Origin of the sequence: Alcaligenes sp. SMD-FA (genome assembly GCF_025960365.1) — a bacterium.
Taxonomy (GTDB): Bacteria; Pseudomonadota; Gammaproteobacteria; order Burkholderiales; family Burkholderiaceae_B; genus Alcaligenes; species Alcaligenes aquatilis.
Window position 1 is genome coordinate 3,323,110 of sequence record NZ_CP110108.1, and the last position, 12,332, is coordinate 3,335,441.

Consider the following 12,332-nt stretch of genomic DNA (forward strand, 5'->3'; position numbering starts at 1 on the left):
AAGGATTTTCAGCATGGGTTTCCTGCAAGGAAAACGCATCCTGGTCACAGGCGTCCTCTCGAATCGCTCTATTGCTTACGGGATTGCGCAAGCATGTCGCCAACAAGGTGCTGATATTGCCCTGACTTATGTGGGCGAGCGTTTTAAAGAACGTGTTGAAGGCTTTGCTCAAGAACTGGGCACGGATATCGTCCTGCCCTGTGACGTGTCCGAAGACGATCAGATCGAACAAGCCATGGCTTCGCTGGGCGAGCGCTGGGATGGTCTGGACGGCCTGGTTCACTCCATCGGCTTTGCGCCTCGTGAAGCCATTGCAGGCAACTTCCTGGAAGGCCTGTCGCGCGAATCGTTCCGTGTTGCTCACGACATTTCCGCCTACAGCTTCCCCGCGCTGGCCAAGGCTGCTCTGCCTTTGCTCAAAGGCCGCAAGAGCTCGGTGCTGACCCTGACTTACCTGGGCGCTGAAAAAGCCATCCCCAACTACAACACCATGGGCGTGGCCAAAGCTGCCTTGGAAGCCTCCGTGCGCTACCTGGCTGTGGCGCTGGGCGAATACGGCATTCGTGCCAACGCCATCTCGGCCGGTCCCATCAAAACCCTGGCTGCCAGCGGCATCAAGGATTTCTCCACTATCCTGAAATTCGTCGAGACGCACGCTCCCTTGCAGCGCAACGTCACTATCGAAGAAGTGGGCAATGTGGCCTCCTTCCTGATGTCCGAATTGGCCAGCGGTATCACGGGCGAGATCACGCACGTTGACGCCGGCTTTAACTGCATCGTTCCGGGTATGCAGGAATAAGGCTTCACGCCTTGGTAGCAATAAAAATAGCGGCTAAGGCCGCTATTTTTATTGCTTACGTACTTTTGCAGACCCTACGCAGCTTACTGTGTGTCGCTGGGAGTAGAACCCAGACACCGCCAAACCCGACAGGACAGACAAAAAATCCTCTGAAACGCTCAGGATTTAATCGCCCTGCCCCCCTTCTTGCACAAAATCGCTACGCAAAATGCCATGCCGTTGCAGCTTGTCGTAAAAGGTTTTGCGCGGAATACGCAGATCCTGCAAGGTCGCCTTGATATCGCCACGATGACGCGCCAGAGCCTGACGTATCTGTTGGGACTCGAATTGCTCCACACGGGCAGGCAAACTCAAATCCTCGCTTTCCAATTCCTTGATCTGCGGATGCTGCACGCCCAGCACTTCACGTTGGGCAAAGTGTGCCAATTCGCGCACATTGCCCGGCCAGTGATGAGACTGCATATAGGCCAGACTACGCGCATCGGGCATCTTCTGAGGCATGCCGTACTTCTTGGCGGCCAGCGCCGCAAAATGGGCGAACAGCATGGGGATATCCTCCTTGCGCTCCCGTAAGGGTGGCAGGCGCAAGGTGACCACATTTAGCCGGTAATACAAATCGGCGCGGAAGTTCGCGCGCTGGGCGGGGTCGGACAAATCCACCTTACTGGCGGCCACAACGCGGATATCTACCGGGTGCTCTTCGTTGGAGCCCAGGGGAGTGACACAACGCGTTTCCAACACGCGCAGCAAGCGCACCTGCGCAATCATGGGCATGCTTTCGATTTCATCCAGAAACAGTGTGCCCTGATGCGCATGTTCGACACTGCCCACACGTTTGCGCTGCGCGCCGGTGAACGCCCCGGCTTCGTGACCGAACAGCTCGCTTTCAATAATGGTTTCGGGCAAGGCACCACAGTTCAGCGCCACAAAATGATGCTGTGCTCGGGCGCTCCAGCGGTGCAGCAACATGGCCACGACTTCCTTTCCTGTGCCGGTTTCCCCTTCCACCAGCACGTCCACATCGGACTGAGCCAAATGCCGCAAAGTGGTTCGTAAATTGACCATGACCTCTGAATTCCCCAAGAGCGCCGGGCCTTGGCCGTCCTCGTCCAACTCCTGACGCAAGGCACGGTTTTGCAAAACCAGGCTGCGCTGCATGGCGGCATGGCGTATCACCGTCAGCAAGCGTTCGGCTTGGTAAGGCTTGGTCAGAAAATCAAAGGCGCCATCGCGCATGGCTTGCACGGCCATATCAATATCCCCGTGACCGGTAATCAGCACGACGGGCTGCTCGGGATCGCGAGCATGCAAAGCCTGCATCAGCGCCAACCCATCCATACCCGGCATGCGAATATCCGTTACCACCACGCCGGGATAGTCCTTGGGCAGGCGGCTCAGGGCCTCCTGCCCGCTGGCACAGGCCACCACCTTCAGACCCGCCAGTTCCAGACTTTGCACGACCGCAGCACGCAGATCCGCATCATCATCGACAAATGCGACTTCCATTCTTATCTCTCTCCCTGGTCCAGCTTGCTATCGGCATTGCGCAGCACGATATGAAATGTGGCTCCCCCCAGGCGCGAAGGCCCCTCTTCCAAACGGCCACCCAGGGCCGCAACAATATCGTGCGCGATCACCAGCCCCAAGCCCAGGCCTTGCCGACGGCTGGAACTAAAGGGGGTAAACAGACGCTGTCGGATGTCCGGACTCAGGCCGGGGCCGTTGTCGGAAACCACAATACGCACATGCTGCTGCTCGCTCATGACTTCAATACGAATGCGCCCCTGACGGCTCCCTTCCAGAGCATCGAGCGCATTACGCAATAAATTCACCAGAACCTGTTCTAAGCGTACGGGCAGAGCCCAGACACGGACAGATTCGTTCACACCTTCCAGCTCCAGGTCTACCCCTTGGGCCCGTGCCCGGTGCTCCAGCAATTGCCAGGCACTGTCCACGGCCGAGCGCACTTGTACCGGACCTTCCTGCTCTTGCGGCTTGCGGGCGTAATGACACAGCTGAGAGGTGATACTGCCTATGCGCTGAGTCAGCGTCTGGATGCGGGACAGGTTTTGACGCGCTGTTTCCGTCTGGCCCTGCTCCAGCAAACGCAAGGTGTTGTCGGCGTAGACCTCAATTGCCGCCACGGGCTGATTGATCTCATGGGCGACCCCGGCGGTCACCTGCCCCAGAAAGGACAATTTCTCGGCCTGCTCCAATTGTTCACGCAGATCGCGGGCACGCGAGCGAGCCTCTTGCAGAGCCTGCATCTCCTGCTCCAGGCGACGACGCGCCACCTGCAACTGGGCCGTGCGAGACTCCACCGCTTCTTCCAGGGCATCACGAAGTAACTCCTGGCGTGCCTGAGCTTCGCGTCGCTGTTGATTGCGTTGCAGCGCCAGTGCCGCCAGAACCAGCGCCGCACATAACAGCCCCATCACCATCAAACGAGATTGAACCGCCTGCGTTTGCAAGGCGGCATCCATCGGTGCCATCGCGTGCAAGGTCCAATCGCTGCCCACCACCGGCTGTTGCACATGCAAAAAGCGTTCCTGCCCCAGTTTCCAGAAAGAGGCCCGTTCGCCGGAATCCGACATGCTCAAACCCACCGGCCTCAACGGCTCATCACCAAACTGCTGGCTAGCCCGAAGCTTGGCCAAGTGCTCGGCCGAGGTTTGATCCAGGCTATGCAAACGCCAGCCCGGTTCACCACTTAACAAGATCACACCGTTTGGATCGCTGACAAACATGCGATCCCCATAACCTTCCCATTCTTTTTCCAGCAGATCGAACACCAGCTTGATCACAACGACGCCAACGGCTTTGCCGTCCTGGCCCGGCACCATGCGGGAGATATACAAACCCGCCTTACCGCTGGAAGTCCCCAAGGCGAAATATTCGGCGTGCCCTTGCTCCAAGGCTTTGGTGAAGTAAGGCCGAAAGCCGTAATGATTCCCCACAAAGCTGTCGGGCGCCTGCCAGTTACTGGACACCAACGTCTGCGAGTGCGTATCCAGCAAGTACAGAACGGGAGCACCCGTATCTTCAGCCAACTGCTCGAACTTGCGGTTCAACGCCTGGGCATCTCCATAAGCAGGATTGCCCATCAGATATTGGCGCAGGGCCTCGTCCTGGGCCAGGGCAAAGGACAAGGTACGGAACTTATCGCGAATCGTCCTGATCCAGCCCGCGTTCCCGCGCATCAAGGAATCCAGCCGCTGTTCGCTTTGTGTCAGCAGGCGGGCCGTACCCAAATCGGCCGAACGCCAGAAGGCAAACAGTCCCAGCACCACGGCCAAGCTCAACAACAGCAACCATTCAAGCCTGAAGCGCCGCCGCATGCCCGAAGAAACTGGATTGGAATTCATGAAATTTGTGCGAAATATCGCCAAAAAAAATAATGATTGTGCGGATTTTCGCACACATTAGCAGCAAGCGGGCAAATCTCCTGCCTGCAAGCCGCTTGCTTGCTGACTTCCCCGCTAAGCACAGATTGGCACGGATGTTGCTTTAGTCATGAGCTTATGGGCCGGAACAAAGATTCCGGCGAGCGTAAACCGCCTGCCTACACACAATTCCAAGCAGGCCAGCCGCCGACTGCCAGGTCGGCAACATCAAGTCACGGAGACGACATCATGATGGATATAAGCACAGGAGACCGTCCGGTACCGCAGATCATCAAAATCAAGTGGTATCGGATTTTGTACGTGCAGGTCATCATCGCCATCACTATCGGGATTTTGCTGGGCCATTTCTACCCCTCGCTGGGCGAGAGCATGAAGCCCTTGGGCGATGCCTTCATCAAGCTGATCAAGATGATTATTGCGCCCGTTATTTTCCTGACGGTGGCCACCGGCATTGCCGCCATGACAGATTTGCAAAAAGTCGGTCGTGTGGTGGGCAAGGCCATGATTTATTTTCTGACCTTCTCCACGCTGGCCCTGATTGTAGGCTTGGTGGTCAGCAATATCGTGCAGCCAGGAAGTGGCATGCACATTGATCCCAGCACCCTGGACCCCAGCTCCATTCAGGGCTACGTACAGCAAGCCCACGACAGCACATTGACGGGCTTTTTGATGAACATCATCCCGGCCACCCTGATCAGCCCCTTTACCGGCGGCGACATCTTGCAGGTGCTGTTTGTGGCGATCTTGTTCGGTATTGCCTTGGCGGCGGTAGGCGATCACGGCAAACCCGTGCTGAAACTGCTGCAAGCCTTGATGACACCCATTTTCAAACTGGTGTCCATCCTGATGAAAGCCGCCCCCATCGGCGCCTTCGGGGCCATCTCCTTCACCATTGGCAAGTACGGCATTGAATCCGTTTCCAGCCTGGCGCTGCTAGTGGTGACCTTCTACGTCACCTCCGTGCTCTTTGTGCTGATCATTCTGGGCGCGGTTGCCCGCTACAACGGCTTTTCCATTACCAAGCTGATTCGTTACATCCGCGAAGAATTGCTGCTGGTGCTGGGCACCAGTTCCTCGGAAGCAGCGTTGCCCACCTTGATGCAGAAGATGGAGCGCGCCGGGTGTGCCAAGTCGGTGGTGGGCCTGGTTGTGCCAACCGGCTACTCCTTCAATCTGGACGGCACCAACATCTATATGACCATGGCGGCCCTGTTTATCGCCCAGGCATGTGATATTCCACTAACCTTGCAGCAGCAGATTCTGCTCTTGCTGGTTGCCATGCTCAGCTCCAAAGGAGCAGCCGGTGTAACCGGGGCCGGTTTCATTACCCTGGCAGCCACCCTGTCCGTGGTGCCTGCGGTACCGATTGCCGGTATGACCCTGATCCTGGGCATTGACCGCTTCATGTCCGAATGCCGTGCGCTGACCAATCTGGTGGGCAATGCCGTTGCCACCATTGTGGTCGCCCGTTGGGAAGGCGAGCTGGATACCGATCAGCTCAACAGCGCCATGAATGGCGAACTGCCTCCGCTGGATACCAGTGTCACCTTGCATCAACATGGTGAAGTGGGGATTCCTGCACACGAGGCCAGCGAGCCACGCGCTACTGCTACGGCCTGATCCGGGCACATCAATAAAAAAGGCCGGTTTTCAATTGAAAACCGGCCTTTCTTGTTTGTCCGCTCTTACAAACGGCTTCCTGCTGACTGTTCTGACCGGCTCATTCTTGCCTGCTTTAGCCATTTCACGCCACTTTCCCTGCCCTTTCATCTTCACTGAACGTCTAGCTCTGAATCATTGAACGCAACCATCGATGACTCGATCAGCCATCCAGTCAATCGCCATCACATGCTCAAGCCAGCACTGAGCGGGCTGATGAAGTGCATGGTCAGACAGCAGGAAAACGCACCACCTCACTTTCTGGCGTCCAGGCAGGATACTTATCCATAATGCTCAGGAACAAGGGGCTGGACTGAAAGTTCAATAACCAGGTCGAGAGTGCCGTCCAAGGCTGCGCATCAAACCAGGCCCTGTCCACTTGTGCGAATTGCCGCACAAAAGGCGCAATCGCCACATCTGCCAGACAAGGGCGCGGCCCCATCAGGTAAGCCTGCTGCTCAATGCGGGCATTCAGGTCCATCAGCCATTCACTAGCCTGCCCCCGATGCAGGACTGAGAAACTGGCGGCATCCGTAAATTGCTCGTCCTCGGTGTGGCGATCCGGGTATTTATAACAATCCAGGTGCCGTTTGAATGGACCATCATTGACCGCAATCAGAGCCAACATTTGCTGGGCATCGCCCTGCTCAGGCTGCAAATACTGTTTGGGATCGTGAGTGCTCAAAGCCCAACGCATAATGTCCAGGCTTTCATCAATGACCTTACCATCGGGCAAGACCAGCACGGGGACGGTGGCTTTGGGAGAGGCCAGACGCAGGGCCTCGGGTTTGTCACGCAGTACAACTTCGCGCAACTGGCAGCTAACGCCGCTGGCTGCAATGGCCAAGCGTGCCCGCATGGCATAGGGGCAACGGCGAAAGGAATACAAAATGGGCAGATCAGATAAGGACATGCTCGATACCATTAGAAAGCCGTGCTGCGGGCACGGACTTAACACGCTAGCGTTCATGCAAAGCGCCCTTCTTCAGCAGAAGGGCGGACTATAAACGACGCAGCGTCAGAATCAAGCTAGTAGAGGTAACACAGCTGCCCGATCAGGGCTAGGCGTCCTTGCCTTGCTGAGCCAGCAGGCGTTGCTCTTCGGCCTTGCGACGGGCGGCTTCGCGGCGCTCGGTCAGCTCGTCCATGCTGACGCCGATGTGACGCTCTTCACGCTCGCGCGCCAGGGCCACTTGCTTTTGGCGCTCACGAAAACGCTCGACCTGCTCGGGAGAGCTATGGCCATGGCAGTAAGGGCAACTGACGCCCTCCTCGAACTGGGGCGAGGCTTTTTCTGCTTCGTTGATGGGCATGCGGCAGGCACGGCAGAAATCGTAATCGCCGGGTTCCAGACCGTGACGTACCGAGACGCGCTCATCGAACACAAAGCAGTCGCCGTCCCACAGGCTTTCTGCGGCTGGAATGTCTTCCAGATATTTCAGAATGCCGCCTTGCAGGTGATAAACCTGATCAAAGCCTTGCGAGCGCATGAAGGCCGTGGATTTTTCACAGCGGATGCCGCCCGTGCAGAACATGGCCACGCGAGGTTTGCCATGCAAAACCCCCCCTTCCTTGGACTGTTCGGCTACCCACTGCGGAAACTCGGTAAAGCTTTGAGTCTTGGGGTTGATGGCGCGGTTAAAGGTGCCAATGCCCACTTCGTAATCGTTACGCGTATCCACCACCACTACATCCGGATCGCTGATCAGGGCATTCCAGTCTTCGGGGGCAACATACTCGCCCACCATTTCGGCGGTTTTCAGATCTGGCACACCCAAGGTGACAATCTCTTTTTTCAGCTTCACCTTGAGGCGGTAAAACGGTGCCTTGTCGGCATAGGATTCTTTATGCACCAGGCCAGCAATGCGTGGATCGGAGTTCAGATACGCCAAGACGGCACGGATACCCTCCTGAGGGCCGGCAATAGTGCCGTTAATCCCTTCGCGCGCCAGCAACAGCGTGCCTTTGACCTCGTGCTGCTCACAAAAAGCAAACAAGGGGTCGCGCATTTGGGCGAAATCGGGCAATTCCACGAACTTATATAAAGCCGCGATCAGGTAGGTAGACATAGGTAAACGAATTCTCTGGATAGAAGCGGTGGCGTAGCCCGCAGGCGCAAGGATAACGTAGGCCGTCGTACACTATACGCCACTGATACCCCTTGGACCTTTGACGCCTGTCAAAAAAAAACGGGGCACGCCGGGGATTCAACTTTAAAATCATAACGCTAAAGCCGTCAGGCCGCATCTGGCCCCGGTATCTGTTTTACTTTGCACGAGAGCTATGGATTCCGTAACACAAGCAGTCCTCGGTGCCAGCATCTGCGGCTCCCTACTGGGGCGGCAGTATGGCCGCAAGGCGGTCCTATCCGGTGCCATCATCGCCACCCTGCCTGATCTGGATGTCTTCATTCAATATGGCGACCCCATTACCGCGATGGTCAGCCATCGCGGTTTCTCGCACTCGTTATTCGTGCTGAGCGCGGCAGCCATACTGGTCACTATTTTGTGGCGACTGCTGTTTCCACAAGCACGCGCCAGCGCCGGGCGGCTGGGACTGGCAATCTGGCTGACCTTGATTACCCATCCTCTGCTCGATGCCTTTACCAGTTACGGAACACAGCTGCTGTGGCCATTGGCCGCCACACCGGCAACCTGGTCCAGCGTCTTCATTATTGACCCGCTCTACACCCTTGCCTTGTTCATTGCCACAGTCATAGGCCTGATACGCGGCCCAGTGCCTGCCACGGTGCGGGCCTGCACCTGGGCCTTGCTCTTGAGTAGCCTGTATCTGGCTGCCTCAGTCGGTGCCAAGTTCTGGGCCGAGCAGCAGGCAACAGAGCAACTCAAACAACAGCAGGTAGACATTGAGCGGGTGTATTCAGCCGCTCAACCCATGAACATCCTGCTCTGGCGTGTACTGGTACGCGATACGCAAGACCGGGAATGCGAAGTCGTTGTGGGTTTGCTCGATCGCCTGCGTGCCCCCAAAGGCCATCAGTACGAATCCCTGTGCCTGCCCGTCCACAGCGACTACACCCGCTTGTTCCCACCCTTGAAGCAGTTGGAGCAACTGCGCTGGTTCTCTGACAATTGGCTGCGCTATGACATCATCGATGACCTGCTGGTGGTCAGCGATATACGCATGAGCATGGGCCCTGGCCAATATAGTTTTCGCTTTGTCGTCGCTGAACGCATTGCCAACGATACCTGGCTGCCGGTGATTCCATATCGCTGGGCCAGTGGCCACGATATCGCGTTGCTCAAACCCGTTTTGCGCCGTATCTGGGAGCCGGTCCCGCCGCTGCCATTACAAGAATGGGCCAAACGCATTGATGCCGGCGTCCCTATTCCACGCGCCCAAGCGGATTTTCCATAAGCCGGATGCCTAGACTGAGCCCAGCACCCACGCTGGGGACGGTCAAAAAAAACCCCCAAGCCTTTTCAGGGCCTGGGGGTTTACATTTACCCACTACGGTCACTACACAATGACACTCGGTGCTCTGTCAAACCCGAGGATCAAAAACCTTACTTGATCATCCCTTCAACTCGCTGGCGCAAGGCCGGGTCCTGTTGAATAGCCAGACTGATCCCGTTGTAATCGGCCAGATCCATACCATTGGCAGTCACCACACCCACCAAACGCTGGTCGGCCTCCTGCACGATGGATTGGCGCTCTGCATCACTTTTGGCCGCATCCAGACGCGGCTGATATTCCGAAGCGGTCTGGGCTACCTTCTTGTAGGTGCGCGCATATTGCTCCAGTTGAGAATCCGTAGGTTTAACGATCTGGGTAGCCGCAGGGGCTGCCGAGTTGGCCGGAGCCGCATTGCCCTGGGCCATCGCAAAAGGGCTGTACATGCCAAATGCGACTGCGGTAGCAGCAAGAAAAGCTTTAATTGAGGGCTGCATGGATAGAACCTCCTGAACAGAGTCAATGAATGGTCATCATGACAAGTGCGGCGGCCGCTTACAAGTTTCGCTATGTAGTTTCGTGTATCTGCATGCCACCTGTCCCGTTACAGTTTTCAGTCGCGCGAGTAAGGACGCCCGTCAAAGTCCACGGTAACTAAATTGCCATCCATCTGGCCCATGCCGGGTGAATTGACAGGCATGCCAGGCGCGGCCACTCCACGCACACTGCCATCGTTCATCATGCGTTTGACGACCTTGGCGGGCACATGGCCTTCAATCAGTTGGCCCGTCTCCTCAATCATCGCTGTATGGCAAGACGCCAGGTCCTCCGGGACTTTAAAAAGCCGCTTCACGTCTTGAATCTTCACGACCTTGACCTCTTTGACCTCAAAGCCCTCATCGCGCATGTGCTGTGCCCACCCCCCACAACAACCACAGTTCGGATCCTGGTACATCGTAATAGCGGGCCCCTGTGCCAATGCCACGGAACTAAAGACCATCAAACTGGCCGTCAACAATAAAGGTTTAATCACAATTACATTCCTGTTTTGCAGCGCCACGGCGCTCTGGTTGACACTCTGATGCACTTGGCTAAGACTAGGCACTCGCAAAAAAGTTTAACAAAACACACTAATCCTTCCCGATCCGCTATGAGTCTTGATTCCGTCAAACAGTTCTTTAACGAACACGCTGCCGATCTGCAGGTGATTGAAACCACCGAAAGCACCGCCACCGTGGTGCTGGCCGCGCGAGTGCACCAAGTCGAACCTGGGCAGATTGCCAAAACACTGAGTCTGAAAGCAGGCGATAAAGTGGTCTTGCTGGTCGCTCGCGGTGATGCCCGCCTGGACAACAAGAAGCTGCGCAATGCCTTTGGTACGCGTGTGAAAATGCTGGACCTGGAAAGCACCGAAGCCTTGACGGGCCACCCTGTCGGCGGGGTCTGCCCCTTTGGTCTGGCCACCCCGCTGGAGATCTACTGCGACCTGTCCTTGCAGGACTACGACACAGTGCTGCCTGCAGCAGGTTCTATTAATTCTGCGGTACGCATCACCCCACAACGCCTGGCCGAGCTGACCAGCGCACAATGGATTGATGTGACCCAGCCACCTGTCATGCTTGAACAGGCATCCTGAGGGGGCAAGCCCCTGGGCAGGACCTAGACTTATGCAGGCCGGTTGGCATAGCCGGAGATAAACTCCTTGGCCTGCCCGGTCTGCGGGTCAAACACATGGCGGCGTACCTTGCCGATATCCGCGCCATAAACGTGAATGCTGATGGACACCTGGTCGTCATACACATTGGAGACCTCGTGTATATCGCCCACCGTGGGTGACACCACTTCCACCACGCCCGGCTCCAGAATCTGTGTCTCTTCTTCTGTCATATGGCCGGTATCGGGATCACGATCAAAAGGCCGGGAACGTTCGGCGCCACGCAACATGCCAATCAAGCCCCACACCGTATGGTCGTGGATAGGCGTTTTCTGGCCGGGGCCCCACACAAAGCTGACCACGGAAAAGCGTTCCTGCGGACAGCAATACAGCAAGTACTGCTGATAGAACTGCGGATGAGGCTGGGTGTACTCCGGGGCCAGCCAGTCGTCCTGGGCCACCAGCTCGCCCAGCAAAACGCGGCCATCACGCAAGATATCCGCCTCGCCCACCGCAGGGCGGGCCGTCAGTTCATTCATCCCTTGGATAAAGCGCTCAAAACGGGGGTGCATACGGGGATGTCTCCATCGTTGACTGGGCCTTGCGGCCCAATGCGTGAATCAATTCTTATTTGTTCAGATACACCGGGGCGCGTTTTTCTTTGAACGCGTTCATCCCTTCCTTGGCATCATAACTATCCTCGATCGCTTTCAGGTGTCGCATGGTACGCGCCATTTGCTCGGACGGACCACGCGTGAGCACCTCATTATTGATAAAGCGCTTCAAGGTTTGCAGCACGCGCGGCGACATCTTGGCCAGATCCTGCGCCATGCGCACCGCCGCCTGGACGTGCTCCCCGACCGGCACCACCTCATTGGCAAAGCCCAGATCGTAGGCACGACGGGCTTCCAGAGTGCGACACAACAAGATCACTTCCATGGCAGCGTGATGGGGAATGCGCGAGGCCAGCCCGGAAATGATGCCCCCCGTAAAGCCCAGCTTGGCTTCAGGGTAAGAAAACTTGGCACTCTCGGAAGCTACCAGCAAGTCCGTCATCATGGCCATCACCAAGGCCCCACCCACGCACCAGCCACTGACGGCCGCAATAATGGGCTTGTCGGTTTCAAAGCCTACCGTGGGAATAGCACGCCACAATTCGGGCCACTCATTGACGTCAGCACCGGCTGAAAAGGCATCGTTACCTGCCCCGGTCAGCACGGCTACGCGGCGTGTGGGATCTTCATCAAAGGCCAGAAAAGCCTGCTGTAATTCCTTGACCACGGTGGCGCTCAAGGCATTGCGGCGATCAGGTCGATTGATCGTAAAGATGGAAACACCGTCATCGTGGTTTTCTACAAGAATGCACTGATAATCCGACATGGTTGACTCCTCCTGGGTATTT

General features: G+C 56.8%; 12 protein-coding genes. 4 read left to right on the forward strand and 8 right to left on the reverse strand.

The window, feature by feature from the left end; genetic code table 11:
- Positions 1 to 13 precede the first annotated feature (13 nt).
- Positions 14 to 799, forward strand: a complete 786-nt coding sequence (fabI, locus tag OKX01_RS15360) for an enoyl-ACP reductase FabI (protein WP_108728595.1) — start codon at positions 14 to 16, stop codon at positions 797 to 799.
- A gap of 165 nt (positions 800 to 964) precedes the next feature.
- Here fabI and OKX01_RS15365 read toward each other — a convergent pair whose 3' ends face one another.
- Positions 965 to 2,305 carry a sigma-54-dependent transcriptional regulator gene (locus OKX01_RS15365; RefSeq protein ID WP_094197659.1) on the reverse strand — a complete coding sequence of 447 codons (1,341 nt, stop codon included), beginning with the start codon at positions 2,303 to 2,305 and terminating at the stop codon, positions 965 to 967.
- Between the two features lie 2 nt (positions 2,306 to 2,307).
- Positions 2,308 to 4,164: a sensor histidine kinase gene (locus OKX01_RS15370; RefSeq protein WP_234354338.1), complete on the reverse strand. Its 1,857-nt coding sequence runs from the start codon at positions 4,162 to 4,164 to the stop codon at positions 2,308 to 2,310.
- 267 nt (positions 4,165 to 4,431) lie between these two features.
- Here OKX01_RS15370 and OKX01_RS15375 point away from each other — a divergent pair, with 267 nt between their 5' ends.
- On the forward strand, positions 4,432 to 5,823 hold the full coding sequence (locus OKX01_RS15375; protein ID WP_264672031.1) for a dicarboxylate/amino acid:cation symporter: 1,392 nt from the start codon (positions 4,432 to 4,434) through the stop codon (positions 5,821 to 5,823).
- Between the two features lie 268 nt (positions 5,824 to 6,091).
- Here OKX01_RS15375 and OKX01_RS15380 read toward each other — a convergent pair whose 3' ends face one another.
- On the reverse strand, positions 6,092 to 6,775 hold the full coding sequence (locus OKX01_RS15380) for a glutathione S-transferase (RefSeq protein ID WP_094197662.1): 684 nt from the start codon (positions 6,773 to 6,775) through the stop codon (positions 6,092 to 6,094).
- 148 nt (positions 6,776 to 6,923) lie between these two features.
- A complete protein-coding gene (locus tag OKX01_RS15385) occupies positions 6,924 to 7,931 on the reverse strand; it encodes a rhodanese-related sulfurtransferase (RefSeq protein WP_094198427.1) in 1,008 nt (335 codons plus the stop codon).
- 214 nt (positions 7,932 to 8,145) lie between these two features.
- Between OKX01_RS15385 and OKX01_RS15390 the strand changes: the two genes are divergently transcribed.
- On the forward strand, positions 8,146 to 9,240 hold the full coding sequence (locus tag OKX01_RS15390) for a metal-dependent hydrolase (protein ID WP_264672032.1): 1,095 nt from the start codon (positions 8,146 to 8,148) through the stop codon (positions 9,238 to 9,240).
- A gap of 149 nt (positions 9,241 to 9,389) precedes the next feature.
- Here the strand turns inward: OKX01_RS15390 and OKX01_RS15395 are convergent, their stop codons facing one another.
- Together OKX01_RS15395 and OKX01_RS15400 are read right to left on the reverse strand one after the other, a co-directional pair.
- Positions 9,390 to 9,773, reverse strand: a complete 384-nt coding sequence (locus OKX01_RS15395; protein WP_230019252.1) for a DUF4168 domain-containing protein — start codon at positions 9,771 to 9,773, stop codon at positions 9,390 to 9,392.
- Positions 9,774 to 9,889: 116 nt separating this feature from the next.
- Positions 9,890 to 10,309, reverse strand: coding sequence for a DUF411 domain-containing protein (locus OKX01_RS15400; protein WP_108728589.1), 420 nt, complete (start codon positions 10,307 to 10,309; stop codon positions 9,890 to 9,892).
- Positions 10,310 to 10,426: 117 nt separating this feature from the next.
- On the opposite strand from OKX01_RS15400, the gene OKX01_RS15405 reads away from it, so the two are divergent.
- Positions 10,427 to 10,912: a YbaK/EbsC family protein gene (locus OKX01_RS15405; RefSeq protein ID WP_264672033.1), complete on the forward strand. Its 486-nt coding sequence runs from the start codon at positions 10,427 to 10,429 to the stop codon at positions 10,910 to 10,912.
- Between the two features lie 29 nt (positions 10,913 to 10,941).
- Here OKX01_RS15405 and OKX01_RS15410 read toward each other — a convergent pair whose 3' ends face one another.
- A complete protein-coding gene (locus tag OKX01_RS15410; protein WP_230019253.1) occupies positions 10,942 to 11,502 on the reverse strand; it encodes a cysteine dioxygenase in 561 nt (186 codons plus the stop codon).
- Positions 11,503 to 11,557: 55 nt separating this feature from the next.
- Positions 11,558 to 12,310: an enoyl-CoA hydratase/isomerase family protein gene (locus OKX01_RS15415; RefSeq protein WP_094197667.1), complete on the reverse strand. Its 753-nt coding sequence runs from the start codon at positions 12,308 to 12,310 to the stop codon at positions 11,558 to 11,560.
- Positions 12,311 to 12,332: the final 22 nt, after the last annotated feature.

Coding starts and splice junctions, on each gene's coding strand:
- fabI (WP_108728595.1), top strand. CDS start 14: ATGGGTTTCCTGCAAGGAAAACGCATCCTGGTCACAGGCGTCCTCTCG.
- OKX01_RS15365 (WP_094197659.1), bottom strand. CDS start 2,305: ATGGAAGTCGCATTTGTCGATGATGATGCGGATCTGCGTGCTGCGGTC.
- OKX01_RS15370 (WP_234354338.1), bottom strand. CDS start 4,164: ATGAATTCCAATCCAGTTTCTTCGGGCATGCGGCGGCGCTTCAGGCTT.
- OKX01_RS15375 (WP_264672031.1), top strand. CDS start 4,432: ATGATGGATATAAGCACAGGAGACCGTCCGGTACCGCAGATCATCAAA.
- OKX01_RS15380 (WP_094197662.1), bottom strand. CDS start 6,775: ATGTCCTTATCTGATCTGCCCATTTTGTATTCCTTTCGCCGTTGCCCC.
- OKX01_RS15385 (WP_094198427.1), bottom strand. CDS start 7,931: ATGTCTACCTACCTGATCGCGGCTTTATATAAGTTCGTGGAATTGCCC.
- OKX01_RS15390 (WP_264672032.1), top strand. CDS start 8,146: ATGGATTCCGTAACACAAGCAGTCCTCGGTGCCAGCATCTGCGGCTCC.
- OKX01_RS15395 (WP_230019252.1), bottom strand. CDS start 9,773: ATGCAGCCCTCAATTAAAGCTTTTCTTGCTGCTACCGCAGTCGCATTT.
- OKX01_RS15405 (WP_264672033.1), top strand. CDS start 10,427: ATGAGTCTTGATTCCGTCAAACAGTTCTTTAACGAACACGCTGCCGAT.
- OKX01_RS15410 (WP_230019253.1), bottom strand. CDS start 11,502: ATGCACCCCCGTTTTGAGCGCTTTATCCAAGGGATGAATGAACTGACG.
- OKX01_RS15415 (WP_094197667.1), bottom strand. CDS start 12,310: ATGTCGGATTATCAGTGCATTCTTGTAGAAAACCACGATGACGGTGTT.